Below are 25,203 nucleotides of genomic sequence, written 5' to 3'. Positions count from 1 at the left end.
GGATGACCACCCCGACGGGCGAGCGCGCCGACCTGCTCGACGCGCTCGCCAACGCCCGGAACTTCCTCCGCCTGACCACCCAGAACCTCACCGATGCCCAGGCCACGCAACGCACCACCGCCAGCGAGCTCACCCTGGCCGGCCTGATCAAGCACGTCGACGGCGCCGAGGCGGGCTGGACCCACTTCATCCAGCACGGCCAGGAGGTGATGACCTGGGACGAGGAAAACGGCGAAACCTGGACCGACACCTTCACCCCCAAGCCCGGGGAGACCCTGGCGGTGCTGCTGGCCCGCTACGCCGAAACCGCCCAGCGCACCGACAACCTGATCACCACCCTGCCCAGCCTGGACGTGGCCCACCCCCTGCCCGAGGCCCCCTGGTTCGAGAAGGGCTCGTGGACCGCCCGCCGGGTGATCACCCACCTGATCGCCGAAACCGCCCAGCACGCCGGGCACGCGGACATCATCCGCGAGGCGCTGGACGGCCAGAAGTCGATGGGCTGACCGGGCTCAGAACGACGCGGCGCAGTGCCGGCACCGCTTGTCCGCCACCCGCGCGGGATTGTCCCCACCGGTCGCCGGAATGGCCTCGGCATTGCCCAGCCGCTCCCACGCCCGCGGCACCCCACGGATCTCACCCCAGCCCCGGTAGTCCGGCGGGGCGTCGTGGTTGCAGGCGCCGGGCAGGTGCGCGGTGTTGGTCCGGCTGACCAGGATGAGATCCGGTTCGGTGCGCACCACGACCCGCCGCCGGGTGTGCGGACACTGGCCCACGGGCAGGTCACAACGTTCGCATCGCGCCATCGCTGAAGTCACCCCGCCATCTTCCGGATCACCCCGACAGAACCGGGCCTGCCTGCCGCACATCGACATGAGCCACCACGACAAGGATCACTGCCCCTATGACCAGCACCGGTTCCAGCCCCGGGTTCAACCACAACGACTTCTACCACCGGTTCCTGCTCCGCCAAGTCCCACCCAGCTGCGGGCGGGCACTCGACGCCGGCTGCGGGACCGGCCTGTTCGCGAGGCGGCTGGCCCAACGCGCCCACGCGGTCGTGGGCATCGACCAGGACCCAGCGGTCATCGCCACCGCCCGTGCCCTGTCGGCAGGAACGCCCAACATCGACTACCTCCAGGCGGACCTCGCTGACTGCGACCTGGGCGAGCAGAGCTACGACTACATCTGCTGCATCGCCAGCATCCACCACATGCCCTTCGCCGCGACGGTCACCAGACTGCGCGAGGCCCTGGCGCCGGACGGGGTCCTGGCAATCGTGGGCTGTTACCGGCAAGCGACCCTGGCCGACTACCTGCCCGACCTGATCGCGATCCCGGCCAACCTCGCCGCGAACGCGGCCGTCAAAGCGATCGCCCGCCACCGCACGCGCCCCGTTCCCCAGGTCAACACGGCACCGGTGGCGCAGCCGCGGATGACGCTCGCCGAGATCAAGCGCGAGGCGCAGCGCCTGTTGCCTGGAGCCGTCATCCGGAGACGCCTCTTCTGGCGGTACACCCTCACCTACACGCACCGGCCGACGACGGCCCGGTGACCCAAGACGCGCCAGGGCGAGCCGCGACCCGGGAAACAGACCAGGGCGTCTCCGCGAACGGAAACGCCCTGGTCATCTCGCTGAGCCGCCTAAGGGAGTCGAACCCTTGACCTACGCATTACGAGTGCGTCGCTCTAGCCGACTGAGCTAAGGCGGCGAGACGAGCAGAGTCTAGCGGTAGCTGTCCGGCACGCCCAAGCCAGGTCTGATCTTCCCAGTTCAGACCTGGTTTTCCGTAGCTCGCACGGTCGGTTGCGTTACCCGTTGGTACCCCCGTCGTTAGGCCTTGCGTGACGTCGGTCTCATCGACCGCGTCGCCCGTGCTGCCGCGAGGAGGACCCGGGCTGATGCGTGCACGCCGCCTATCCGTTGTCTGTGCTCTGCCTGCTGTCGTGCTGCTCGCGCTGGGGCCGGTGGCCGGGGCGGCGCCGCCGCCGACCACGCCGGTGCCGGGGCCGGTGGATCCGAACCAGCCGCCGCTCACCGATCCGAACGCGCCCAAGTTCCCGCCGCTGGTGGCGGATGCGGGGACGGGGCTGGGGATCATCCGGGTGTTGCCGGGGGCGGTGCAGACCAACTCGCCTGGGCTGACCGATGAGGACGAGAAGAAGCTGCCCAAACAGGCCGTGGGTGAGCTGGGGCTGGGGCTGGCTTCGGCGCAGGTGAACTCGCAGGCGGTGCAGTTCTTCGAGCGGGCCATCGCGGAGTCCTCGCCTGCCGGGTTCGCGGTGAACGGGCGGGCGCCCCGGTTGCCGGGGGCGTTGGCGCAGATGGCGATCCCGGACAATCCGCAGCCGCTCACCGGTGGGCTGACGCCGCCTGCCTCGCCGCTGGACGCGCTGGTGAAGCTGGGGCTGCTCGAGGGCAGTGTGCACGCGCGGTGGGACGAGAAGCTCGGGCCCTGTGTGGAGCCGATCTCCGATGCCCGGACCTCGCTGGCGAGCTTGTCGGCGGTGAACGTCATTCCGGCGATCCCGGGGCTGTTGCCCGGGGGTGGGTCGTTGTTGCGGCTGCCGGAGACGTTGAGTGCGCGGTCCACCGTTCGGCTGGTAGATGTGCCTGGGCGGCAAGGGAAAGCGGTGCAGGCGACCTCGACGGTGCAGGTGGCGAGCATCCAGTTGCTGGCGGGCACGCCGGGTGAGGTGCGGATCGACGTGGTCAGCGCGCCGAAGCTGGTGGCGACCTCCACCGGTGAGGCCAAGACCTCGACGGTGAAGTACGAGGCTCCGGTGTTGCGGATCTCCCGTGGTGGCAAGGAGATCGGCAAGCTGGACGCGGCGGCGCCGAAGCTGGACGTGCCGGTGAGCGGACCGCTGCCGGGTGGGGATGCGTTGCGGCAGCTGGACATCGGGATTCTGCGGCTGACCATCGCGCAGGTGAACGAGAAGCGGGACGGGGCGGCGGTGGGCGCGGTGGCGCGGCTGCTGGACGTCGCGCTGCTGCCCACGGATGCGTTGAAGCTGTCCGGTTTGCCGAGTTCGCTGGTGCAGATCTCGTTGGGCGAGCAGGTGGTCCGGGCGGCGGCCCCGGCCGGTGGGTACGTGTGCAAGGCGGTGACGCCGGCGACGAGCTCGCCCGCAGCGGCGCCCGCGCCGCCGCCTGCTCGGGGCAAGGACGCGCCGCCGCCGCTGGCCTACACCAACGCGGCGTACTCCACCGTTCCGTTGCTGTGGACCGGGATGATCCTGTTGCTGTGCGGGGTGATCGTGGTCGCCGCGCTGCCCCGCCGCCGCCGGACCGGCTGACGGGGCACCGCGACCGGGCAGGCGTCAGAGGCCGATGGCCTTGGCGATCTCCCTGGGCTTGAGCACGCGGAGGATGGCCTCCATCAGGTAGTAGTCGCCGTAGGGCAGCGACACCTCGATGCCGTTCTCCGCGCGACGGTTCTTGGTGCCGCGGGCCAGCACCGCGTCGTGCCGCTCCGACCTGGTGGTCAGACAGGTGCGGGACAGCGCGTCCAGCACGGTCAGCGCCGTGCTCTGGTAGCGCGGGTTGCCGGTGATCTTGGCCAGGTCCAGCAGCGCGCAGGCGGTGATCGCGCCCGCCGAGGAGTCCCTGATGTCGTGCGGCGCCAGCGGGGAGCGGTAGTCCCAGATCGGCACCGGGCTCTCCGCCAGGTACGGCAGCACGTGATCGGCCATCCTGGTCGCCGCGGTGAGGAACTCGCGGTCCTTGGTGCGCCGGTAGGTGGTGGTGAAGCCGTAGATCCCCCACGCCTGCCCGCGCGACCAGCAGGAGGTGGGGCTGTAGCCCTGCACCGTGTTCGGGCCGATCGGCGCGCCGCTGACCGGGTCGAAGTCGAACACGTGCGGGGTGGAGCCGTCCGGCCGGATGAAGTGCTTGCTCGTGGTGCGGGCGTGACTGGAGGCGATCTCGGCGTACTTGCCGTTCCCGCTGACCTCGGTGGCCCAGTACAGCAGGTCCAGGTTCATCATCGTGTCGATGATGGTGCGGCCCGCGTTGCCGGTGGAACCCAGCGAGCCCCAGGCCCTGATGAACTTGCCCGCGCTGTTGTACCGCTTGCTCAGCGACTCCGCGGCCTGCACCGCGCCGTCCCGCCAGGAGGTCTCCCCGGTGAGCCGGTAGGCGGTGACCCAGGACGGGTAGAACAGGAAGCCCATGTCGTGGGTGCCGGTGTCCGGGATGCGCGGGGTCAGTCGCAGCGCGGCCTCGCGGGCCCACTTCTCGAACCGCGGGTCCTTGCTGTCCACGAAGCCCAGCCAGAGCAGGCCGGGCCAGAAGCCGCCGACCCAGCCGCCGTCGTTGACCGGGATCCACTTCTCGAACTTGGTCTCCTCGGGGAACGTGGCCACGGTCGGCGCGGTCGTGCGCAGCTTGGCGACCGCGTAGTCCAGGGTCTGGCGCAGCCGGGCCGGGTTCGGCGCGAACGCCGCCTCTGCCGGGGCGGCCGGCGCCGCGCCTGGCGGCATGGCCAGTGCGCCCGCGGTCGCCGCCGCGCCGGTGAGCAGCACACGTCGGGATAGCGCTGTCATCGTTGTTCCTCTCGGGGTTGCCTCACAGGAAGGGGTGGCGCCCAGGGTCTTAGGGGCTGGGGACCATCCAGCCCAGCACGGGGGTCGACTGCAGGTAGCTGAGCACGCACATGGCCAGCAGCAGCGACAGGCTCCAGCCGAACACCCGGCGGAACAGGTCGCCCTCCTTGCCCACCAGGCCGACCGCGGCGGTGCCGATGGCCAGGTTCTGCGGCGAGATCATCTTGGCCATCACGCCGCCGGAGGAGTTGCTCGCGCCGAACAGGATCGGCGAGGCGCCGACCTGCTGGGCCGCGGTGGTCTGCAACCCGCCGAAGAGGGCGTTGGCGCCCGCGTCGGTGCCGGTGATGGTGACGCCGAACCAGCCGACGATCGGGGACAGGAAGGCGAAGAACGCGCCGGCGCCGGCCAGCCACACGCCGAGGGTGATGATCTGGCCGGACAGGTTCATCACGTAGGAGAGCGCGAACACGCTGAGGATGGCCAGGATCGCCCAGCCGAACTGGCGGATGGTCCGGCCGTAGACGCGCAGCGCGGTCAGCGGGGAGATCCGCAGCACCGGCAGGACCAGCAGGCCGGAGATCAGCAGCAGGGTGCCGGTGGCCGAGCCGATGTTGAAGGTGTAGCTGGTGGAGACCGCTTTCCCACTGGCCGTGGCCACCTGCAGGCCCGGCCACTGGAACACCCAGGTGGCCTGGTTCAGCAGCGCCTTCACCGCGTCGAACTGGGCCAGCGAGAAGACCGCCACGATGATCGCGTACGGGGCGAAGGCGACCGCGGTGTCCCGGCGGGAGTCCGGTTGCGGCTCGGGTTCACCCGCGCCGCCGGTGCGCGCGAGCACGGTGACCGGCCGGGGTGTGCGGAGCTTGGTCACCACCAGCACCGCGCCGACCGAGACGATCGCGGCGATGATGTCGCAGAGCCGGTAGGAGATGTAGTTGGAGACCACGAACTGGGCGAGGCCGAAGGACAGCCCGGCGGCCAGCGCCACCGGCCAGGCCTCGCGCAGCCCCCGCCTGCCGTCGGCGATGAAGACCAGCAGGAACGGGATCAGCACGGCCAGGATGGAGACCTGCCGCCCGGCCATCGCGCCGTAGGCCTCGGCGGAGAGGCCGGTGACCGAGCTGAGCACGGTGATCGGGTTGCCCATGCCGCCGAAGGCCACCGGCGCGGTGTCCGCGACCAGGGCCAGCGTGGCCGCCTTGAGCGGGTGCACGCCCAGCGCGATGAGCATCACCGAGCAGATCGCCACCGGCCCGCCGCCCCCGGCAAGCGCTTCCAGCAGCGCGCCGAAGGAGAACGCGATGACGATCGCCTGGGTGCGCGGGTCGTCGCTGATCGAGCTGAACGCCCGGCGCAGCACCGCGAAGTGGCCGCTGTGCACGGTCAGGTTGTAGATCCAGATCGCGTTGAAGGTGATCCACAGGACCACCAGCACGCTCTGCCCCGCGCCGTAGGCGGCGGAGTTGAGCGCCAGTCCCAGCGGCATCGAGTAGCCGAGCACCGCGATCGCCAGCGAGAGCGCCAGCGTGGTCAGCCCGGCCCAGTGCGCCTGCCAGCGGAAGACGCCGAGCAGCACGAGCAGCACCACCAGCGGCAGCAGCGCGAGCAACGCGGAGAGCAACAGCGACCCCGTGGGATTCGGATCCTGCTGGTACACGGGGGCTGCCTCCTCGCCTGTTTCGCGGACTTGTCCCGTTTGTCAGAACGGTGTTCCATGGCAAGCGGCCACATCGTGACACCGCCCAGTCCGAAACGTAAAGGGCCATCCAGCGCATGGACCCACAGGGGAGGCAATTCATGCAGGTAAGGCACGCGACAAATCCCGCGCAAGTCGCCGGTTTCGACACCGAGCAGCTCCGCGCGCACTACCTGGTAGCGGATCTTTTCGAACCGGGACAGGTGCACACGGTGTACTCGCACGAGGACCGGACCGTGCTCGGCGGCGCCGTGCCCAGGCCGGGCGAGCCGCTCCGGCTGCCCTCGGCCGACCCGCTGCGCGCGGAGAACTTCCTGGCCCGGCGGGAGATGGCGGTGGTGGCGGTGCGCGGCGGCGGCACCGTGACCGTCGACGGCACGGCGTATCGGCTGGCGCATCGGGACTGCCTCTACGTCGGCCGCGGCGCGGTCGACGTCGTGTTCGATTCGGACGAGACGGACTCCCCGCATTTCTACCTGTTCTCCACGCCAGCTCATACCAGCCATCCGACGGAATTGGCCCGGTTCACGGATGTGGACATTCTGGAATTGGGCGAGCAGCGGACCGCGAACGCCCGATCCATCCGAAAGTTCATCCATGTGAATGGAATCAAGTCGTGCCAGTTGGTACTCGGTATCACCACCCTCGCCGAGGGCAGTGTGTGGAACACGATGCCGCCGCACACGCACGACCGGCGCACCGAGTGCTACCTCTACTTCGACCTGCCCGAGGACCAGCGAGTGATCCACCTGCTCGGTGAGCCGGCCGCGACCAGGAACCTGGTGGTGGCCAACGAGCAGGCGGTGATCTCGCCGAGCTGGTCGGTGCACAGCGGCGCGGGCACGCACGCCTACTCCTTCGTCTGGGCCATGGCCGGGGAGAACCAGGCCTACGACGACATGGACCCGGTCGCACTGACCGAGCTGCGCTGAGGAGACAGGGTGAACGGGGAGACAGGGTGAACGGGGCAGTCCAGCGGTTGTTCTCGCTGCGCGGCCGGACCGCGCTGGTGACCGGCGCGCGCACCGGCATCGGCCGGGCCATCGCCAACGGCCTGGCCAGTGCCGGGGCCGACCTGGTGCTGCTGGGCCGCGGCGGTGATCTTTCCGAGATGGCGGAGGAGATCCGTGGGCACGGGGTGTCCGCGCGCAGCCTGCTCGTCGATCTGTCCGATGTGGACGGTGTGCAGCGGGAGGTCGGCGCGCTGCTGGCGGATCAGGAGATCGACGTCCTGGTCAACAACGCGGGCACCATCCACCGCCAGGCCGCCGTGGACGTGCCGCTGGCCGACTGGCGGCGGGTGGTCAGCGTCAACCTGGACTCGGTGTTCGCGCTCTGCCAGCTGGCCGGGCGGCAGATGGTGGCGCGCGGCTCCGGCAAGATCGTCAACATCGCCTCGCTGCTCAGCTTCCAGGGCGGCATCCTGGTGCCGGCCTACACCGCGAGCAAGCACGCGGTGGCCGGGCTGACCTCGGCGCTGGCCAACGAGTGGGCCGCGCACGGCGTGCAGGTCAACGCGATCGCGCCGGGCTACATCAGCACCAGCAACACCGCGGCGCTGCGCGCGGACCCGGCCCGCGAGCCGGCCATCCGGGCGCGCATCCCGGCCGGGCGCTGGGGCGACCCGGAGGACCTGGTGGGCGCGGCGGTGTTCCTGGCCTCGCCTGCCTCCGACTACGTCAACGGGCACGTGCTGGTGGTCGACGGCGGCTGGATGGGCCGGTGACCGAGGGACCCGGCGGCGCGGTGGAGAAGGCGCTGGCGGTGCTGGCCGCGCTGCCCGAGGTGGAGCTGGCCGAGCTGGTGGCGCACGCGCCGAGGGTGCTGCGGGCGGCCAGGGCGGTCTCCGCGGCCTTCGGTGCTCCGGAGCCGGGCTGAGCCTCAGCCGTGGTACAGCGTGGTCACCATGGCCTCGATCGCGATCCGGGGCTTGACGTTGAGGCCCAGCGCCTCCCGGCAGGACAGCACCGCCTCCAGCCGCCGCAGGGTGGCCTCCGGGGTCCAGCTGGCGGCCGCGGTGCGGATGTCGGCGGCGCGGTCGGGGTGGTTGAGCGGCACCTCGGCGCCCAGCCGCGCGGTGAGCACGTCCCGGTAGAACCCGGCCAGGTCGACCAGGGCCAGGTCCAGGGCGTCCCGCTGGGTGCGGGTGGCCCTGGACTTCTGCCGCTTCTCCAGGTCCTTGAGCGCGGACTTGGCGCCGCGGGCCGCGGCGGCCACGCCCTTGCCGGTGCCGCCACCGCCGAGCGCGGTCTCCAGCGCGTCCCGCTCGGCGCCGTCCTTGGCCTCGCTGACCGCGGCCGCCTCCGACTCGGCCGCCTTGACCAGGTCGTCGGCGCTGGTGAACACGTCGTTGGGGCGGCGGAGGCCGGTGGGGATGCGCAGCACGGACTCCCGGCGGGCGCGTGCCTCCGGGTCGGTGGCCAGCCTGCGGGCCCGGCCGACGTGGCCGCCGCAGACCGAGGCGGCCCAGGCGGCCAGGTCCGCCGGGATGCCGTCGCGGCGGCGCAGCACGTCCTCGATCGCGGCCACCGTCGGCGTGCCCAGGGCCAGCACCCGGCAGCGGGAGCGGATGGTGACCGAGACGTCCTCCGGGTGGTCCGAGGGCGCGCAGAGCAGGAACACCGTCCGCGACGGGGGTTCCTCGACCGCCTTGAGCAGCGCGTTGGCCGCGCCCTCGGTGAGCCGGTCGGCGTCCTCGATGATCACCACCTGCCAGCGGCCCGCGGTGGGCCGGCGGGCGGCGATCTGCACCAGCGCGCGCATCTCGGCCACCGCGATGGACAGTCCCTCCGGCGCCACCACCCGCACGTCGGCGTGCGTGCCGGTGAGCACGGTGTGGCAGGGGCGGCACTGTCCACAGCCCCAGATCCCGTCACCGCTGGGCTGCGCGCACTGCAGGGCGGCGGCGAAGGCGCGGGCGGCCACCGAGCGGCCGGAGCCGGGCGGGCCGGTGAACAGCCAGGCGTGGGTCATCGAGCCCGGCTGGATCGGACGGCCTTCGACCAGGTCAGCGGCGGCGCGCGCGGCGGTGGCCAGCACCAGGGCCACGCCGGGCTGGCCGACCACGTCACCCCACACCCCGCTGGTCGGCGCCTGCTCGATGTCCTCTCGGGTCAGCGTCACGGGTCCTATCCTGCCCCGGCGGCCGACAATCCCGGTTCCGGCGTGCCCTGCTGGCGGTTGGCCAGCACCGGGCGGACCGCCTCGCGCACCCGTTCGGCCACCTCCTCGACCCCGCCACCGGCCTCCACCACCACGTAGCGGTCGGGTTCGGCGGCGGCCATCTCGGTGAGCAGCCGGTGCATCCGCCACGGCTGTTCGGCCAGGTTCGCCGAGGGGGTGGCCGGGTCCTTGTCCAGCAGCACGGTGACGTCGGCGGCCAGCCTGCCGGTGGAGAACTCGGCGAGGCTCTCCAACTCGGCGGCGTCCATCCCGGCGCTGGCGCCCAGCTCGGCCAGCGGGCCGTGCACCGAACGCTCCAGCACCACCACCGCGCCGGCCGCCAGCGCGGGCTTGACCACCTGTTCCACCAGGTCGGCGCGGACCGCGGCGGACATCAGCACGTGCGCCCTGGGGCTGTGCAGCCCGGCCTCGGCCAGCAGCCGCCGCTCCTCCACCGCGGGATCGGCGGCCAGCACCACCTCCTGGCCCTCCGCGCGCAGCCACTCGGCCAGCCGCTGGGACTGGGCGGAGGTGTCGGCCACGGTGTCGCCCTCCACCGCGATCAGCAGCCCGCTGCTGCGGCGCCGGCGGCGCAGCACGGACATCAGCTCGGACAGGATCGGCCCGCTGCGCCGGTCGTCCATCTGCCGGTAGGCCACCACGCCGAGCACCGCGGCGATGATGCCTGCGCCGAAGAGGATCGGCCGGGTGCCGTCCACGGCCAGCTCCGCGCCGAAGAGGTGCCAGGTCCGCGGCGGCAGCAGGCCGACCAGCACCGGGACCAGCGCCATCGAGCCCATCAGCACCAGCCGGACCAGGGACTGCATGAAGGCCACGGTGCGGCCGCGGATGGCGTCCTCGACCTTGGCGCCGATGATGGTCATGCCGGTCAGGAAGGCCACCCCGGCGGAGGCGCCGACGCCGAGGACGGTGAGCAGCGCCAGCCACAGGTGCGGGGCCAGCGCGACCAGCAGCAGCACCGCGCCCGCGCCGACGATGGCCGCGCCGAAGAGCCGGTTGTGCGGGATGCGCTGGGACAGCTTGGGCGCGATGACCATGCCGCTGCCCAGGCCGAGGAAGATCGAGACGAACAGCAGGCCGTAGCTGGCGTCGCCGCCCTTGAGGCTGACCGCGTACAGCTTGGCGCAGGCGATCACCGCGCCACCGGCGGTGAAGGCGCCGGCGATGCCGATCACCAGGCCGCGGATCAGCGGGGTGGTGCCGACGAAGTGCAGGCCGTCCCGGACCAGGGCGAGCACGCTGGCCCCGCGCGCCTGCTCCGCGCCGGGGCCTGCCCGGCCGGAGATCTCCGGGATGCGGGTGGCCACGGTGATCGCGGTGGAGAGGTAGATCAGCCCGTTGAGCACCAGCGCGAAGTAGACGATCTGGGTCGGGGTCAGCGGCAGGAACAGGGTCGGGCCGAGCACGGTCAGCGCGGTGAACAGCCCCGAGGCGGTCACCACGGACACGCCGTAGGTCATCACCATGGACAGCTGGTTGGCCGTCTCCACCTGGTCCGGACGGCGCAGCAGGTTGGGGATCGAGGCGTCCTTGGCCGGCACCCAGAACAGCGTGCACAGCTCCAGCAGGAAGGTGGCCACGAACAGCCACCACAGCGAGCCGGCCAGCGGGATGCTCAGCAGCACCAGGCAGCGCAGCACGTCGCAGACCACCATCAGCCTGCGCCGGTCGAACTTGTCGGCCAGCGCCCCGGCCAGCGGGGCCAGCAGCAGCGCGGGCAGCAGCTTGATCGCCACCACGCCGCCGAAGGCGAAGCTCTGCGCCTGGTAGCCGGTGGTCAGGTTGGTGGCCAGCGCGGTGGTGGCCAGCAGGGCGAGCCAGTCGCCGACGCTGCACAGCGAGTTGACCGCCCAGAGCCTGCGGAACGGGCCGATGGCCAGCACGCTGCGCACCCGGTGCACGGTCGAGGCCGACGACTCGGCTGGTTCCTGCCGGATCCTGCTCACCTCGCTCGCGCTGGCCTCCACGTCCCCGAACGGGGCCCAGGGTAGCCGGGAGCTAACTGAAGAGGCCGGAGAACCAGCTGATGAAGCTGGACAGGAACGCGTACACCAGCACCAGGGTGAGCAGGATCAGCGCGAGGAAGCCGAGGGTGGCCGGGGTGATGCCGCCGGCGGGCATGGCCCGGCGCATGTCCGGCAGGCGGGGCCGCGGGATCCGGGCCTTGGGCACGAACCGGCGGCGGGGCAGCGGATCGACCTGCTGGTGGAACGGGGTGGCCTGGGCGTAGCCGGGCGGCCGGGCGGCCCCCTCGGCGGCCAGCGCGGCCTCGATCGCGGCGCGCAGCTGTTCCGGGTCGCCGGGTGCGGCGGGCACCTCGGGCCTGGTGGTCGTCGGCTCCTCCCCCGGCGGGTTGCGGGGCGGGAGCAGCGGGTCGGACATCGGCGGCAGGGGCGACGGGGACTGCGTGCCGTCACCACCGGAGAGCGCGTCCTTGGCCACGGGAGCCACCTCCTGGAACCAGGTTAACGCCGGTTCCGGGAGGTGGCCGGGTGAATCATCAGGACTTGCTGGCCGCCTTCGACTTGCTCGCCGCGGGCTTGGCCGCGGCCTTGGTGGTGCCGGACTTCGCGGTGGCGGCCTTGGTGGTCTTGGCCGCGGTGGTCTTGGCCGTCGTGGTCTTCTTGGCCGCGGTGGTGGTGGTCTTCTTCGCGGCGGCCTTCTTCGGCGCGGCCTTCTTCTTCGGCGCCGGGCCCTTGGCCCGCTTCTCCGCCAGCAGCTCGGCCGCGCGCTCGTCGGTGAGGGTCTCCACGCTGTCGCTCTTGCGCAGCGAGGCGTTGTACTCCCCGTCGGTGACGTACGGGCCGAACCGGCCGTCCTTGACCACCATCGGCTTGCCGGAGACCGGGTCGTTGCCCAGCTCCTTCAGCGGCGGCGCGGAGGCGGCGGCCTGGCGGCCGCGCTTCTTCGGCTCGGCGTAGATCGCCAGCGCCTCCTCCAGGGTCACCGTGAACAGCTGCTCCTCGGTGACCAGGGAGCGGGAGTCGGTGCCGCGCTTGAGGTACGGGCCGTAGCGGCCGTTCTGCGCGGTGATCTCCTCGCCGGTGTTCGGGTCGGTGCCGACCACCCTGGGCAGGGACAGCAGCCGCAGCGCGTCCTCCAAGGTGACCGTGGCCAGGTCCATGTCCTTGAACAGCGAGCCGGTGCGCGGCTTGTTCTTGCTGCCCTCGGGCAGGACCTCGGTGACGTAGGCGCCGTAGCGGCCGTCCTTGGCCACGATCTCGTGCCCGGAGACCGGGTCGGTGCCGAGGGTGCGGCCCTCCATCGGGGTGGAGAACAGGGTCTCGGCGATCTCCGCGGTCAGCTCGTCCGGCGGCAGGTCGTCGGGCAGGTTGGCCCGCTGCGACTCACCGGTGGGGTTGCCGCTCTCATCCAGCTCCGGCCGCTCCAGGTAGGGGCCGTAACGACCGACCCGGACCACCACGGTGCGCCCGGCCTCGTCGGAGAACAGCGGGATCGAGTTCACCTCGCGGGCGTCGATGTGCTCGACGCTGGAGCCGACCAGCTTCTTCAGCCCGCCCGCGCGGCCGATCGAGCCCTCCGGCCCGATCTCGCCGCCGAAGTAGAACCCGGACAGCCAGGCGGTGCGCTCCTGCCGACCGCCGGCGATGCCGTCGAGCTCGTCCTCCAGCGCGGCGGTGAAGTCGTAGTCGACCAGCCGCCCGAAGTGCTGCTCCAGCAGGCCGACCACGGCGAAGGCGACCCAGGAGGGCACCAGCGCGGAGCCCTTCTTCCACACGTAGCCACGGTTCTGGATGGTGCTGATGGTGGGCGAGTAGGTGGACGGGCGGCCGATGCCCAGCTCCTCCATCGCCTTGATCAGGCTGGCCTCGCTGTAGCGCGGCGGCGGGCTGGTGGTGTGGCCGTCCGGGGACAGCTCGCTGGCCGTGATCGGCTGGTCCTTGACCAGGTTCGGCAGCCTGCGCTCGGCGTCGTCGGACTCGCCACCGGCCTCGGAGTCCACCGCCTCCACGTAGGCCTTGAGGAACCCGGCGAAGGTGATGGTGCGGCCGGAGGCGCTGAAGACGCACTCCTCGCCGCTGGTCGCGGTGCCGGTGATGCGCACGCTCAGGGTGGTGCCGCGGGCATCGGACATCTGGGAGGCGATGGTGCGCTGCCAGATCAGCTCGTAGAGCCGGAACTCGTCGGACTCCAGCTCGTTGGCGACCTGGCCGGGGGTCTGGAAGGACTCACCGGCCGGCCGGATCGCCTCGTGCGCCTCCTGGGCGTTCTTGACCTTGCGGGTGTACTGGCGCGGGGTCTTGCTGACGTACTCCGCGCCGTAGAGGTGGGTGGCCTGCCTGCGCGCCGCGTCGATCGCGGTCTCCGACAGCGTGGTGGAGTCGGTACGCATGTAGGTGATGTAGCCGTTCTCGTACAGCCGCTGCGCGGTGCGCATGGTCCGCTCGGCCGAGAACCGCAGCTTGCGTCCCGCCTCCTGCTGCAGGGTGGAGGTCATGAACGGCGCGTAGGGCTTGCGGGTGTAGGGCTTCTCCTCCACCGAGGTGACCGCGTAGTCCACCCCGGCCAGCGCGCCGGCCAGCGCGCGGGCCTCGGACTCGACCAGCACCCTGACCTCGGAGCCCTGCTTGAGGCGGCCGTCGGGGCCGAAGTCGCGGCCGGTGGCCAGCCGGGCGCCGTCCACGGTGAGCAGCCGGGCGCCGAAGGTGCGCGGCTCGGCCCGCTCGCCCGCGTCCAGCACCGCGGAGATGTCCCAGTACCCGGCGGGGGTGAAGCGCATCCGCTCGCGTTCGCGCTCGACCACGATGCGGGTGGCCACCGACTGCACCCGGCCCGCCGAGAGCTTCGGCATGACCTTCTTCCACAGCACGGGGCTGACCTCGTAGCCGTAGAGCCGGTCCAGGATGCGGCGGGTCTCCTGGGCGTCGACCAGGTCGTGGTCGAGGTCGCGCGGGTTGGCCGCGGCGGCCTGGATGGCGGACTCGGTGATCTCGTGGAAGACCATCCGGCGCACCGGCACCTTGGGCTTGAGCGTCTCCAGCAGGTGCCAGGCGATGGCCTCGCCCTCGCGGTCACCGTCTGTGGCCAGGTAGAGCTCGTCGACGCCCTTGAGCGCCTCCTTCAGCTCGCTGACCGTGGTCTTCTTGTCCACCGAGACCACGTAGAGCGGTTCGAAGCCGTTGTCCACGTTCACGCCGAGGCGGGCCCAGGCCTCGCCCTTGTACTTGGCAGGCACGTCCGAGGCGCCCTTGGGCAGGTCGCGGATGTGCCCCTTGGAGGACTCCACGACGAAGTTGCGCCCGAGGTAGGAGGCGATCTTACGGGCCTTCGCGGGCGACTCGACGATCACCAGTCGTCGGTTGCCGGAGCCACCGCCCGCCCCGTTTTCGCTGCTCTTCGACCGTGCCACGCGCGCCTGCTTCCTTGTCTGACCGATCTGCCCGTCCACCCGGCCGGGCCCCCCAGCTTGCCGCTTGAACCCCCGTGCAATGACCCATCATGACAGCCGCCACGAGCGGTCTCCCACGCCGATGTGGTCACAGGGCGCTCCGGGCACCCCGTTCAACAGCCGGTAAGACCGTTCACTTCCAGTGTTTCGCCGCCGACTTCCGGGGGTGGCGGCCAGCGGTCGGACAGGATGTGCTCGAACGGCACAGTCCGCTTCGCCCTGCTCGAAGGAGAACCCGGATGACCAGGCGTTTTGTCGGTTTTCTCGCGGCCACGGGGACCGCGTTGACGATCATGGGAACCCTCACCGCCGTGCCGGCGGCGGCCTCGGTGAACGCGGTGGACTACACCGCGATCGTGGCGTTGAACAATTGTTCCGGCTCACTTGTCCGGCCCGCCGGGGTGGCGAACACGGACAAGGCGCTGGTGCTGACCAACGGGCACTGCGTGAAGTTCATGGCCGCCGGCGAGGTGATCGTGAACCAGCCCTCGCAGCGCACCTTCACCCTGCTGAACCCCTCGGCGCAGAACCTGGGCACGCTGACCGCGACCAAGCTGGCCTACGCGACCATGACCGACACCGACCTGGCGCTCTACCAGCTCAAGGAGAGCTACGCCGACATCGAGAGCCGGTACCGGACCAAGGCGCTGACCCTCAACACCGCGCACCCCAAGCAGGGCGCGGACATCAGAGTGGTCTCCGGCTACTGGAAGCGGATCTACTCCTGCAAGATCGACGCCTTCGTGCACCAGGTGAAGGAGGCGAACTGGACCTGGAAGGACTCCATTCGCTACACGCCCGAGTGCAAGACCATCGGCGGCACCTCGGGCTCGCCGATCATCGACACCGCGGACGGCAGCGTGGTCGGGGTGAACAACACCGGCAACGAGAACGGCGGCCGGTGCACCCAGAACAACCCGTGCGAGGTGGACGCGGCAGGCAACGTGACGGTGCGCCGCGGCATCAACTACGGGCAGCAGACCTTCCAGGTCAACGCCTGTGTCACCGCGGGCAACAACATCGACCCGAACAAGGCGGGCTGCACGCTGCCCAAGCCGCGCCGCTGAGCCGCGTCTGAGGTATCGCGGCGAAGGGGCCGTTCCGCACGGTGGGAGTGCCCGGAACGGCCCCTTCGCCTTCGCGCTGGCCGGCACTCAGGCGGCCGGCCAGTAGCTGTGCTCGGCCGCCACCGGCGTGGGGCCGACCAGTTCGGCGAGGCGGGCCAGCCGCCGTCGCCCGGTGAAGCGCAGCGCGGGCCCGCCCGCCTTCGCGCCGAGCAGGCTGCCGGCCAGGCCCAGCCGCAGCAGGGCCGCGGTGAGCTGCGGATACGTGTGCGGGGCGAGCGGGTCGAGGCCGAGTGAGTAGCCGCTGGTCTCCGGCTGGCCCGCGGTCAGCGCCCAGAGCCGCAGCGCCGGACCGTCCAGCTCCAGGTCCTCGGGCACGGTCTTCTCCGCGCCGCGCAGCCAGGCGGTGGCCAGCGGCGCGAGGTCGCGGCGGAAGGCGGTGCGCAGCTGCCTGCACCCGTCCTCGGTGACGCCGACCTCGGCCTGCACCCCGCGCTCGGCGCAGGCCAGCACCACCGCGTGCGCCCGCCAGGACTCGGCCAGCTCCACGGTCACCTTGGCCGCGGCGCCACGCCCGAACCCGACCGCCTGTCCCGGCCCGCACAGCAGCCCGGCCAGGTCGGCAACCCTGGGTTGCCTGGCCTCCGCGGAGTAGAAGGACAGCTGTCCCACGGGTGCAGCGTAGAACACATGTTCGACTGGAGCGACGCCCAACTTCACCCGATGGTGTGAACTTTGAGTGGCGTCAGGCACCGGCCGGACAGCCCGGCGCGCGCTGACCGGGTGGCTGCCCCATCGCCGCCTCAGCCGCCGAAGGCGCCCTCGGTGTCCTTGACCATGCGCTGGCACTCGGGGGCCTTGCGGTAGGCCTCCTCCATGCCGGGCGCGGTGCGGACCTCCTCGAACTTGGCCAGCAGCCGGGCCGGGTCCAGCTCCTCGGCGGCGAAGGGCTGGAGCTTCTCCTCGAACCGCGGGTCCTTGACGTCCAGCGCGGCGATCTCCGGCTTCTTCTGCTTCACCACCTCCACGGCCTTGCCCAGGTAGCCGACCACCTCGGCGTGCGTGTCCTGGCGCAGCGCGGCCGGGTGGCCGAGGCGTTCCAGGTCGGCCCGTGCGGTGCCGAGGGCGGTCTCGGTGGCGTCGAGGTAGCCGACGGTGGCCTGTTTGCGAGCCTCCGGCTGCTGGTCCGGCGCGCTGCTCTTGAGCGCGGTGAGCATGGCCCGCATGGAGCCGCCCAGGCCCTTGCAGAGCGCGTCGTTCCACCGCACCGGGTCAGCCGTGGCACCACCGGACCCACCGGTGCCGCCGGGCGCCGGTGAGCCGGGCTCGGCACCAGGGCTGCTGCTGGGGCTGTTCTGCGGGGCTGAGGTGGCGCTGGAGCCGCTGGACGGCGTGTCGGCACCCTGGGCACCCGGCGTGTCGCCGCCGGAGCCACAGGCGGCCAGGACGAGGGTGAGACCGGCAGCCGCGGCCAGGACGCCGGTGGGGGTACGGCGGGCCATGTGCACTCCTTGTTCGCTGGGGTCGCCAGCCGACGTTAGGCGACGCCCGGTGAGAACGAAGTGCGGCCCGCCCCCGATACCGGGGACGGGCCGCATCTCTCTAGCTGTCGTGCAGACCGCGTTGGTCAGGCGGTGCCGTTGGCGACCTTCTCGCCGTCGGCCGGGCTGTCCTCGGCGATGGCGGTGCCGCGCCGCTTGGACACGATCACCGCGGCCACGATGATGAGCACCGCGACGATCGCGATGGCCGCCCGGATGGCCGGGGAGGCGTCCGCGCCGACGGACAGGGTGATGATCGCCGGGGCGATGAGCACCGCGACCAGGTTCATCACCTTGATCAGCGGGTTGATCGCCGGGCCCGCGGTGTCCTTGAACGGGTCGCCGACGGTGTCGCCGATGACCGTCGCGGCGTGCGCGTCGGAGCCCTTGCCACCGTGGTGGCCGTCCTCGACCAGCTTCTTCGCGTTGTCCCAGGCACCACCGGAGTTGGCCAGGAACACCGCCATCAGCGTGCCGGAGGCGATCGCGCCCGCCAGGTAACCGGCCAGCGGGCCGACGCCGAGGCCGAAGCCGACCGCGATCGGGGCCAGCACCGCGAGCAGGCCGGGGGTGGCCAGCTCACGCAGCGAGTCCTTGGTGCAGATGTCCACGACCTTGCCGTACTCCGGCTTGGTGGTGCCGTCCATGATCCCGGGGTTCTCCCGGAACTGGCGGCGCACCTCGAACACGATCGCGCCCGCGGCCCTGGTGACCGCGTTGACGGCCAGGCCGGAGAACATGAACACCACGGCCGCGCCGATGATCAGGCCGACCAGGATGCCGGGGCCGAAGACCACGAAGTCCGCGTCCGCGAAGGCCTGCCCGGCGCCGAGCAGCGCCTGCTTGATCGCGTCGGTGTAGGAGCCGAACAGCGCGGTCGCGGCGAGTACCGCGGTCGCGATGGCGATGCCCTTGGTGATCGCCTTGGTGGTGTTGCCGACCGCGTCCAGCTCGGTCAGGATCTGCGCGCCCTCGCCGTGCACGTCGCCGGACATCTCGGCGATGCCCTGCGCGTTGTCCGAGACCGGGCCGAAGGTGTCCATCGCGACGATGACGCCGACGGTGGTCAGCAGACCACATCCGGCCAGCGCGATCGCGAACAGCGCGACCGTGACCGAGCCGGAGAGCAGGAACGCGCCGTAGACCGCGCCGCCGATGACGATGGCGGTGTAGACCGCGGACTCGAAACCGACCGAGATGCCGGCCAGGATCACGGTGGCCGCGCCGGTGAGCGAGGTCTTGCCGACGTCCTTGACCGGGCGGTACTCGGTGCCGGTGAAGTAGCCGGTCAGCCACAGGATGACCCCGGCGAGCACGATGCCGATGATCACCGCGATGGCCGCGACCATGGCCGGGTTGCCCGCGGTGGCCGCGATCTCCGCGGAGACGCCGGTGAGGCCGGTGAAGCTGCTCGGCAGGAACGCGAAGGCCGCGATCGTGCACAGCACCGCGGAGATGATCGCGGAGATGTAGAAGGACCGGTTGATCGCGGTCAGCCCGCTCTCCCCCGCCCTGGCCTTGGTGATGTAGACGCCGAGCACCGCGGTGAGCACGCCGATGGCGGGCACGATCAGCGGGAACAGCAGGCCCTGCGAGCCGAAGGCCGCGGTGCCCAGGATCAGCGCGGCGACCAGGGTCACCGCGTAGGACTCGAACAGGTCGGCGGCCATACCGGCGCAGTCACCGACGTTGTCGCCCACGTTGTCCGCGATGGTGGCGGCGTTGCGCGGGTCGTCCTCGGGGATGTTCTGCTCGACCTTGCCGACCAGGTCGGCGCCGACGTCGGCGGCCTTGGTGAAGATGCCGCCGCCGACACGCATGAACATGGCCAGCAGCGCGGCGCCGAACCCGAAGCCCTCCAACACCTTCGGGGCCTGGCCCACGTACACCAGCACGACCAGCGCGGCCCCGAACAGGCCGAGGCCGACGGTGATCATGCCGACCACACCGCCGGTGCGGAAGGCGATCCTGGTGGCCTTCTCCCGGCCACCGGCGCCCTCGTTGGCCGCGGCCGCGACCCGGACGTTCGCGCGGGTCGACAACCACATGCCGAGGTAGCCGATCGCCGCGGAGAACACCGCGCCGATGATGAAGAACAACGAGCGGCCGAACCGCTCGGTCCAGTCCTCCGCGGGCAGCGCGAACAGCAGCAAGAACACCAAGACGACAAAGATGCCGAGGGTCCTGAACTGCCGGTTCAGGTAGGCCGCTGCTCCTTCCTGCACCGCTTTGGCGATCTCCTGCATCTTCACGGTGCCCTGGCCTGCGGCCAAGACCTCGCGGAGCAGGACGTACCCAATGACTAGGGCGGCGAGGGCGACTACCGCGACGATCGCGACAATGCCGCGTTCGCCCCCGGTGAGCACCAGCTCCGCCGCCCAGTTGCCCTGGGCGAGGCTGTGGGGGGACATCCGTCCTCCTGCTTCTCCGTGGTCCGTTGCGCCAGGAGCCGGGCATGTGCGTCCGCTCTGACGCGTGGTGAGTCACGCGCGCCACCATCGCGGCGGTGCGACGGAGGCGGAGTCTATTGGCAAGGTCACAGGGCCTTGCGGGGCGTCCCTTGTCAAATACCTAGAGTCACTTGCCGGGGGTGCCGCTAGACCGTTCAAGTGGCCTGAGCTGTGGATCTTGGTCCGTTCGGGCATCGGCGCGAACCGACGGTGTGCTGTGTCAGGCTGCTGTGGTGGGCGCGGGAACGGAGCGGGCGGCGGAGACCGAGCGGAGGCACGGTCGCGGCGGCGGACTGCTGGACCGGGTGGCCGGTGGCCTCCCGATGGAGTCCTCGCCGTTGACCCATGTGGCCGAACTGCCGGAACGTGTTGCCGCGCATACGGACTGGCCGGACTGGGCGGCCCGGCCGTTGATCGAGAAGCTGACCGACTGCGGGGTGCCGCGGCCGTGGTCGCACCAGGCGGAGGCGGCGGAGCTGGCGTGGTCGGGCAGGCATGTGGTGATCGCCACCGGCACCGCCTCCGGCAAGTCGCTGGCCTACCAGCTGCCGGTGCTGTCCCGGTTGCTCGCGGACCCGAAAGCGACCGCGTTGTACCTGTCCCCGACCAAGGCGCTGGGCGCGGACCAGTTACGTGCGGTGAAGGAGCTGGACCTGCCGGGGGTGCGCCCGGCCTCCTTCGACGGGGACACCCCGATGGTCGAACGGGACTGGGTCCGCGCACACGCCAGGTGGATCTTCACCAACCCGGACATGATCCACCGCGGCATCCTGCCGGGGCACCAGCGCTGGCGCGCGTTCTTCCGCAGGCTGTCCTTCGTGGTGATCGACGAGTGCCACAGCTACCGCGGCCTGTTCGGCTCGCACGTGGCGCTGCTGCTGCGCCGCCTGCGCCGGATCGCGGCCCGCTACGGCGCGAACCCGACCTTCGTGCTGGCCTCGGCCACGGTCTCCGACCCGGCCGCCTCGGCGGGCAGGCTCACCGGCCTGCCCTGCGCCGGCGTCACCGAGGACGCCTCCCCGGCGGGCCCGCGCACGATCGCGCTGTGGGAACCCCCGCTGCTGCCCGAGCTGGCCGGTGAGAACGGGGCCCCGGTCCGCCGTTCGGCCGGCGCCGAGTCGGCCCGGATCATGGCCGACCTGGTCCTGGCCGGCGCCCGCACGCTGGCGTTCGTGCGGTCCCGCCGGGGCGCCGAGCTGACCGCGATGGCCGCCCGCCGCCACCTCGCCGACATCGACCTGGACTCCGCGGCCAGGGTCGCCGCCTACCGCGGCGGCTACCTCCCGGAGGAACGCCGGGCCCTGGAAAACGCGCTGAGCACCGGCGACCTGCTCGCGGTCGCCACCACCAACGCCCTGGAGCTGGGCGTGGACATCGCGGGCCTGGACGCGGTGCTGATCGCGGGCTACCCCGGCACGCTGGCCTCGTTCTGGCAGCAGGCGGGCCGCGCGGGCCGGGACGGCCAGGGCGCGCTGGTGGTCTTCGTCGCCAACGACGACCCGCTGGACACCTACCTGGTGCACCACCCCGAAGCGATGCTCTCCCGCCCGGTGGAGGCCACGGTCCTGGACCCGGCGAACCCGTACGTCCTTGCCCCGCAACTGGTCTGCGCCGCCGCCGAACAACCCCTCACCGAGGACTGCCTGCCCGCCTTCGGCGGCGAAACCGCCCGCCAGGTGATCGACTCCCTGGTCGCCGACGGCCACCTCCGCCGCCGACCGGCGGGTTGGTACTACGCCGACGTCCGCCCACCGCACAGCGAGGTGGACATCCGCGGCTCCGGCGGCGACAAGATCTCGGTGGTGGAAGCCGACTCCGGCCGCCTGCTCGGCACCGTCGACCCGGACTCCGCCTGCGCGGTAGTCCACCCCGGCGCCCTGTACCTGCACCAGGGCCAGTCCTACGTGGTCGACGAGCTGGACCTGGACAACCACTTGGCGCTGGTGCACGCCGAGTCCCCTGACTGGACCACGATGGCGAGCACGACGGTCGACATCAGGGTCGTGCGCACCTTGGAGCAGCACCACTTCCCTGCCCCCGCAAACGCCTCCGTGCCCGCTGGCAGGACAACCGCTGCCACCGCATCCACTGGTGTCACGGGTGCCTCGGCGTCCGCCCAGCCCGGCCTGACCGCCTCTTCCGCTGCCGCGGCGAGCGGCGTGCGGGTCTGCCTCGGCGAGGTGGAGGTCACCGCCCAGGTCGTCGGCTACCTGCGCCGCCGCCCTTCCGGCGAGGTGATCGACCGGGTGCCCCTCGACCTGCCCGCGCAGTCCCTGTCCACCAGGGCGGTCTGGTACACGGTCTCCGATGAGCTGCTTCGGAGCAGCGCACCGGGGGGCGCCGGTCTCGATCCGGCGCGCATCCCCGGTGCGCTGCATGCAGCCGAGCACGCTGCGATCGGCCTGCTACCGCTGTTCGCGACCTGTGACCGTTGGGACATCGGCGGCGTGTCCACCGCTTTGCACGCTGACACCGGGGAGGCGACGGTGTTCGTGCACGATGGGCATCCCGGAGGAGCCGGTTTCGCCGATCGCGGCTTTGCCGCGGTGGTCCCGTGGTTGATCGCTACGCGGGAGGCAATCGCTGCCTGCGAGTGCCCGGCTGGTTGCCCATCCTGTGTCCAGTCGCCGAAGTGCGGCAACGGTAATGAACCGCTGGACAAGGCGGGCGCGGTGGCCGTGCTGGACGCCGTACTGGGAGTGCTGCCCCACGACGTCCCGTCGGCCACCCCAATCAGTGAGACCGTTCCGAGCTGACCAGCTCGGCGACCCCGGCAAGCATGTCGTCACGAAGGGCTTCGGTGATGGCGTCCTGCACGACGTGAGACTCGGGCAGGTTCCAGTTACAGATCTGCGGCTTGACCCGCCAGTGCACCACGCCGTGCTGGAACGGCGAGGGCGGCAGCGGGATCCAGCTGCCCTTGCCGAGCAGCGCGATGTCGGACCGCTCGGCCAGCGCGTCCCGCAGCGGCTCACCGGCAGTGGTCAGGAACAGCCACTTCCCGGTCGGCGTGGCCGCGATCGGCACCGGTCCACCGGCCACTCGCAGCGCCGTGGCCGCCCGGCGACCCAGCTCCGCGTCGACCTCGATGGCGTCCAGCACGACACCCGTGGCCAGCAGCAGCGAGTAGGGACGCCCGGTCCACCACGAGGCAACCTGGTCGGCCTTGGTGCCGATCCGCTCCTGCCAGTCGCGGTGCACCGGCACCGGTCCCTCGGCCTGCACACCATCGCGGCCCGCCCACTGCGAGCCCGCCGGATAGGTGCCGGGCAGCACCGGCCAGCCGCGGAACGCGAGACCGATGGCCTCCGCCCGCAACTCGATCCGGAATGCGCTGCGCCAACTATCCGACCAGTCCATGTCGCCTCCTACTGCAACCAAAGCCTTCACCTACAAGAAACGGCACCACCCCCAGTGGACGTAACCGCGAAGTCGACCACCGGTCGGTACGACACGGCGAGTAACGCAGACCACAAGCAGGACGGAACCCGCACTTCACCGTTGACCGCGACCCACAAACCCGTGTAATGGCACCAATTGCCCGCTCATCGCCGCTCGATGACCGCTCATCGCAGCCGGCGCCGTTCACACTTCGGCCGGACCAGCCCGCGCCCGCGCGCTCGTCGCGCCGAACATCGACAAAACTCCAGGCAACTCCACCTCCACCCGCACCGTCACCACCCATCCGTCCACCGCACACTCCGCCAACCGACCCCCCATCTCCCCCGCCACCCGCCCCGCCGCCGCACATCCCCGCCCCGCCACCACTTGCCCAGCGCCACCAAGGGCAGCAAGATCAGCCGCCGCCTCCGCCCGCCGCCGAGCGACCACCACCGCCCCGAGATGCACCACAACCACCGCCGCGGCCAGCAACATCACCACCAACGCCCCCGCAAGTACGGTCGCGACTCCTTGGTCGCCGCCACGGGTGTGCTGATCGCCGCTGGCGCGTTCGTCGCTGCCGCAGGTTTGTTGGCCACCGTGGGCGCGTTCGCCGCCGTCGCGGATGTGTTGGTCGCTGCCGCGGATGTGCTGGCCATCGCTGCGGGGTTGGAGGCCTCCGCAGCGGTCGTGTGGGTCGCCGCAGCGGGCCGACCAGCGGTGTGGTCGACCACTCACTGCGGCCAGCCGGGGGTCGGGGGTGGCGGTGGTGCAGCGGATGAGCCGGGGTCCGGAGATGTGCTGGAGCAGTTCGTCGTTGGTTGGCTGGTGCGGTTGTTGGCTGGAGTGTGGTGGGCCTTGGCGGTCGGGCGGATTGGGGCGGAGCTTGTTTCGAGTGGGTGGGCGCGTGCGAGCAGGCTCGCGTGCGCGCGCTGGCTCGCGGATGGGTGCGCGTGCGCGGGCGGCCGCGAGTCCGCGAGGGTGCCCGCATGAGTGAGAGCGATTCTGCGTGAAGAGATGAGCGCATGTGCGTCTGCGTTCGCGATGCCCGGGTACACCCGGGCGGGCGTCCCAGCGGGCGAGGCGTCGCCTCCCTGGTCACTACCGGAGGCGGGTAATCGTCGCGCCGGTATCTCGTCACCGGTCTGCTCAGCTGGCTGTTCCAGCAACGCGAAAGCAGTGCCCCGCAACGGGAGCGACAACAGCTTGCCGAGTGGTCGCGCCACAACCTCCACCCGGACCGCATCGCCCTCGAACCGCGTGGACAGCTGCACCTCGTTCGGCACCATCGCCCGCACCACTTCCTCGGCGCGCTCCGGTTCACCGCGCGCGATCAGCCGTGCCGCCTCCTGCGCCGCGTCCACACACCGCAGCTGCGTCAGGACCGCCTGGAAACCGGCAATCGCAAGCCCAACCACCAGAAAGACGGCCCCGATGGCGATAGCCGACTCAATGGTGACCGATCCGCGATCGCCGTTCAGTCGCCGACGGATCACTTGTCCACCGTCATCGATCCTCGAACCAAGTCGGTGAACGCATCGCGCACCCACTCTTGGTTCATGACGAAGAGCAGAGCCCCGGCGACCACCGCGGCGACAGTCATGATCAACGCGTACTCAACCGAGACCGTTCCGTCGTCGGCCTGACAGAAGCGCGGGAATGGCTTGGGCAGCAGGAATGTCTCAGGTAGCACGCTTGCCTCCGAGTGACTTGTCCACTGTGGACGGGGGTCGCCGCTGGTGCGGCAGCTCCCACTTTGCTCGCGTTTGGCACTGCCACATGACCGCTCGGGACGATCTGTGGATAGCCGGGGTCGATGTGGATAACTCGCGATCACTGGGGCGCTGAGCGGCGGAATTGTCTTCGCTGGCTGGAAGAATGGAATTTGGGGGGACCCCCGGTCGCGCGCGGGCGGGAAGGGCGGGCG

Annotated in this window: 22 protein-coding genes and 1 tRNA gene; 8 read left to right on the top strand and 15 right to left on the bottom strand. The window is 71.2% G+C overall.

Annotated elements, in window-relative coordinates; translation table 11 throughout:
• The first annotated feature begins 2 nt into the window (after positions 1–2).
• Entirely contained in the window at positions 3–506 is a 504-nt protein-coding gene (locus M8C13_RS24655; protein ID WP_252483061.1) for a DinB family protein, read from the top strand.
• Between the two features lie 6 nt (positions 507–512).
• Here the strand turns inward: M8C13_RS24655 and M8C13_RS24650 are convergent, their stop codons facing one another.
• A complete protein-coding gene (locus M8C13_RS24650; RefSeq protein WP_252483060.1) occupies positions 513–806 on the bottom strand; it encodes a hypothetical protein in 294 nt (97 codons plus the stop codon).
• A 98-nt stretch (positions 807–904) separates the two neighbouring features.
• Between M8C13_RS24650 and M8C13_RS24645 the strand changes: the two genes are divergently transcribed.
• Complete coding sequence (locus tag M8C13_RS24645; RefSeq protein WP_252483059.1) at positions 905–1,555, top strand: bifunctional 2-polyprenyl-6-hydroxyphenol methylase/3-demethylubiquinol 3-O-methyltransferase UbiG; 651 nt, start codon at positions 905–907, stop codon at positions 1,553–1,555.
• 83 nt (positions 1,556–1,638) lie between these two features.
• Here M8C13_RS24645 and M8C13_RS24640 read toward each other — a convergent pair.
• A tRNA-Thr gene (locus M8C13_RS24640) sits at positions 1,639–1,712 on the bottom strand.
• A 235-nt stretch (positions 1,713–1,947) separates the two neighbouring features.
• Between M8C13_RS24640 and M8C13_RS45125 the strand changes: the two genes are divergently transcribed.
• Positions 1,948–3,300 carry a hypothetical protein gene (locus M8C13_RS45125; RefSeq protein WP_308202858.1) on the top strand — a complete coding sequence of 451 codons (1,353 nt, stop codon included), beginning with the start codon at positions 1,948–1,950 and terminating at the stop codon, positions 3,298–3,300.
• A 24-nt stretch (positions 3,301–3,324) separates the two neighbouring features.
• On the opposite strand, the gene M8C13_RS24630 is transcribed toward M8C13_RS45125, so the two are convergent.
• Positions 3,325–4,548 (bottom strand): glycoside hydrolase family 88 protein, encoded by a 1,224-nt coding sequence (locus tag M8C13_RS24630; RefSeq protein WP_252483058.1) that lies wholly within the window; start codon positions 4,546–4,548, stop codon positions 3,325–3,327.
• Positions 4,549–4,597: 49 nt separating this feature from the next.
• A complete protein-coding gene (locus M8C13_RS24625) occupies positions 4,598–6,208 on the bottom strand; it encodes an L-lactate permease (RefSeq protein WP_252483057.1) in 1,611 nt (536 codons plus the stop codon).
• Between the two features lie 140 nt (positions 6,209–6,348).
• On the opposite strand from M8C13_RS24625, the gene kduI reads away from it, so the two are divergent.
• From kduI to M8C13_RS24610, 3 genes are read left to right on the top strand one after another with little or no spacing between them, the layout of a single operon-like run.
• A complete protein-coding gene (kduI, locus tag M8C13_RS24620; RefSeq protein ID WP_252483056.1) occupies positions 6,349–7,179 on the top strand; it encodes a 5-dehydro-4-deoxy-D-glucuronate isomerase in 831 nt (276 codons plus the stop codon).
• A 26-nt stretch (positions 7,180–7,205) separates the two neighbouring features.
• On the top strand, positions 7,206–7,973 hold the full coding sequence (locus M8C13_RS24615) for an SDR family oxidoreductase (protein ID WP_252483055.1): 768 nt from the start codon (positions 7,206–7,208) through the stop codon (positions 7,971–7,973).
• On the top strand, positions 7,970–8,125 hold the full coding sequence (locus tag M8C13_RS24610; RefSeq protein WP_252483054.1) for a hypothetical protein: 156 nt from the start codon (positions 7,970–7,972) through the stop codon (positions 8,123–8,125). Before M8C13_RS24615 ends, M8C13_RS24610 begins: the two co-directional genes overlap by 4 nt.
• 3 nt (positions 8,126–8,128) lie before the next feature.
• Here the strand turns inward: M8C13_RS24610 and M8C13_RS24605 are convergent, their stop codons facing one another.
• The 4 genes from M8C13_RS24605 to topA are packed head-to-tail and all read right to left on the bottom strand — an operon-like array spanning position 8,129 to position 14,801.
• Complete coding sequence (locus M8C13_RS24605; protein ID WP_374213135.1) at positions 8,129–9,370, bottom strand: DNA polymerase III subunit delta'; 1,242 nt, start codon at positions 9,368–9,370, stop codon at positions 8,129–8,131.
• Between the two features lie 5 nt (positions 9,371–9,375).
• A complete protein-coding gene (locus M8C13_RS24600; RefSeq protein WP_252483053.1) occupies positions 9,376–11,376 on the bottom strand; it encodes an MFS transporter in 2,001 nt (666 codons plus the stop codon).
• 52 nt (positions 11,377–11,428) lie between these two features.
• Positions 11,429–11,872: a hypothetical protein gene (locus M8C13_RS24595; protein ID WP_252483052.1), complete on the bottom strand. Its 444-nt coding sequence runs from the start codon at positions 11,870–11,872 to the stop codon at positions 11,429–11,431.
• Positions 11,873–11,930: 58 nt separating this feature from the next.
• Complete coding sequence (topA, locus tag M8C13_RS24590; RefSeq protein ID WP_252483051.1) at positions 11,931–14,801, bottom strand: type I DNA topoisomerase; 2,871 nt, start codon at positions 14,799–14,801, stop codon at positions 11,931–11,933.
• Positions 14,802–15,079: 278 nt separating this feature from the next.
• Here topA and M8C13_RS24585 point away from each other — a divergent pair, with 278 nt between their 5' ends.
• Positions 15,080–15,907, top strand: coding sequence for a serine protease (locus M8C13_RS24585; protein ID WP_252483050.1), 828 nt, complete (start codon positions 15,080–15,082; stop codon positions 15,905–15,907).
• Positions 15,908–15,994: 87 nt separating this feature from the next.
• On the opposite strand, the gene M8C13_RS24580 is transcribed toward M8C13_RS24585, so the two are convergent.
• The 3 genes from M8C13_RS24580 to M8C13_RS24570 all read right to left on the bottom strand — a co-directional run bounded on the left by M8C13_RS24580 (position 15,995) and on the right by M8C13_RS24570 (position 19,856).
• The gene (locus tag M8C13_RS24580) at positions 15,995–16,576 is read right to left on the bottom strand and encodes a hypothetical protein (protein WP_252483049.1); all 582 of its coding nucleotides are present in this window, start codon (positions 16,574–16,576) and stop codon (positions 15,995–15,997) included.
• A gap of 131 nt (positions 16,577–16,707) precedes the next feature.
• On the bottom strand, positions 16,708–17,406 hold the full coding sequence (locus M8C13_RS24575) for a hypothetical protein (protein ID WP_252483048.1): 699 nt from the start codon (positions 17,404–17,406) through the stop codon (positions 16,708–16,710).
• Positions 17,407–17,531: 125 nt separating this feature from the next.
• Complete coding sequence (locus M8C13_RS24570; RefSeq protein ID WP_252483047.1) at positions 17,532–19,856, bottom strand: sodium-translocating pyrophosphatase; 2,325 nt, start codon at positions 19,854–19,856, stop codon at positions 17,532–17,534.
• 362 nt (positions 19,857–20,218) lie between these two features.
• Here M8C13_RS24570 and M8C13_RS24565 point away from each other — a divergent pair, with 362 nt between their 5' ends.
• On the top strand, positions 20,219–22,651 hold the full coding sequence (locus M8C13_RS24565; protein WP_252483203.1) for a DEAD/DEAH box helicase: 2,433 nt from the start codon (positions 20,219–20,221) through the stop codon (positions 22,649–22,651).
• Here M8C13_RS24565 and M8C13_RS24560 read toward each other — a convergent pair.
• From M8C13_RS24560 to M8C13_RS24550, 4 genes are all read right to left on the bottom strand, one after another.
• A complete protein-coding gene (locus tag M8C13_RS24560) occupies positions 22,629–23,255 on the bottom strand; it encodes a bifunctional DNA primase/polymerase (RefSeq protein WP_252483046.1) in 627 nt (208 codons plus the stop codon). The genes M8C13_RS24565 and M8C13_RS24560 overlap by 23 nt on opposite strands.
• A 225-nt stretch (positions 23,256–23,480) precedes the next feature.
• Positions 23,481–24,014 (bottom strand): Rv3654c family TadE-like protein, encoded by a 534-nt coding sequence (locus M8C13_RS45530; RefSeq protein WP_308202857.1) that lies wholly within the window; start codon positions 24,012–24,014, stop codon positions 23,481–23,483.
• Complete coding sequence (locus M8C13_RS24555) at positions 24,011–24,772, bottom strand: TadE family type IV pilus minor pilin (RefSeq protein ID WP_252483045.1); 762 nt, start codon at positions 24,770–24,772, stop codon at positions 24,011–24,013. The genes M8C13_RS45530 and M8C13_RS24555 overlap by 4 nt, the downstream gene beginning before the upstream one ends.
• Positions 24,769–24,969: a DUF4244 domain-containing protein gene (locus tag M8C13_RS24550; protein WP_252483044.1), complete on the bottom strand. Its 201-nt coding sequence runs from the start codon at positions 24,967–24,969 to the stop codon at positions 24,769–24,771. Before M8C13_RS24550 ends, M8C13_RS24555 begins: the two co-directional genes overlap by 4 nt.
• Between the last annotated feature and the right edge of the window lie 234 nt (positions 24,970–25,203).

Source organism: Crossiella sp. SN42 (genome assembly GCF_023897065.1).
Lineage (GTDB): Bacteria > Actinomycetota > Actinomycetes > Mycobacteriales > Pseudonocardiaceae > Crossiella.
This window is presented reverse-complemented; position numbering and strand designations above follow the sequence as displayed.

What these genes read in the sequence shown, in the direction of transcription:
- M8C13_RS24655 (WP_252483061.1), top strand. Translation starts at nt 3, where the DNA reads ATGACCACCCCGACGGGCGAGCGCGCCGACCTGCTCGACGCGCTCGCC.
- M8C13_RS24650 (WP_252483060.1), bottom strand. Translation starts at nt 806, where the DNA reads ATGGCGCGATGCGAACGTTGTGACCTGCCCGTGGGCCAGTGTCCGCAC.
- M8C13_RS24645 (WP_252483059.1), top strand. Translation starts at nt 905, where the DNA reads ATGACCAGCACCGGTTCCAGCCCCGGGTTCAACCACAACGACTTCTAC.
- M8C13_RS24630 (WP_252483058.1), bottom strand. Translation starts at nt 4,548, where the DNA reads ATGACAGCGCTATCCCGACGTGTGCTGCTCACCGGCGCGGCGGCGACC.
- kduI (WP_252483056.1), top strand. Translation starts at nt 6,349, where the DNA reads ATGCAGGTAAGGCACGCGACAAATCCCGCGCAAGTCGCCGGTTTCGAC.
- M8C13_RS24585 (WP_252483050.1), top strand. Translation starts at nt 15,080, where the DNA reads ATGACCAGGCGTTTTGTCGGTTTTCTCGCGGCCACGGGGACCGCGTTG.
- M8C13_RS24575 (WP_252483048.1), bottom strand. Translation starts at nt 17,406, where the DNA reads ATGGCCCGCCGTACCCCCACCGGCGTCCTGGCCGCGGCTGCCGGTCTC.
- M8C13_RS24570 (WP_252483047.1), bottom strand. Translation starts at nt 19,856, where the DNA reads ATGTCCCCCCACAGCCTCGCCCAGGGCAACTGGGCGGCGGAGCTGGTG.
- M8C13_RS24565 (WP_252483203.1), top strand. Translation starts at nt 20,219, where the DNA reads ATGGAGTCCTCGCCGTTGACCCATGTGGCCGAACTGCCGGAACGTGTT.
- M8C13_RS24560 (WP_252483046.1), bottom strand. Translation starts at nt 23,255, where the DNA reads ATGGACTGGTCGGATAGTTGGCGCAGCGCATTCCGGATCGAGTTGCGG.